The 383-nt window shown below is 62.1% G+C and carries 1 protein-coding gene; it reads right to left on the reverse strand.

What is annotated here, in order from left to right:
- Positions 1 to 383, reverse strand: a 383-nt coding sequence (locus tag BQ8482_RS34395) for a gamma-glutamyltransferase (RefSeq protein ID WP_208867952.1), incomplete at both ends; no start/stop codon positions are given.

Below are 383 nucleotides of genomic sequence, written 5' to 3' on the forward strand. Positions count from 1 at the left end.
TCCTGGATGTTCATGCCGTGATCGACGACGTTGACGATCGCTTCCAGCGTGATGGTGATGATGCGCGAGCCGCCGGGACTGCCGATGACCATGAACGGCTTACCGTCTTTGGCGACGATGGTCGGGCTCATCGACGACAGCGGCGTCTTCCTCGGCGCGATCGCATTCGCCTCGCCCTGGACGAGGCCGTAGAGATTGGGCACGCCCGGCTTCTGGGTGAAATCGTCCATCTCGTTGTTGAGCAGGATGCCGGTGCCGTCGGCGACGACGCCGGCGCCGAACGAGCCGTTCAGCGTATAGGTCACCGCGACGGCGTTGCCATCATTGTCGACGATCGAATAGTGCGTCGTCTCCTGGCTCTCACCAAAGCCCTTCGGCATCAA

This window comes from Mesorhizobium delmotii (assembly GCF_900149755.1).
GTDB lineage: Bacteria > Pseudomonadota > Alphaproteobacteria > Rhizobiales > Rhizobiaceae > Mesorhizobium > Mesorhizobium delmotii.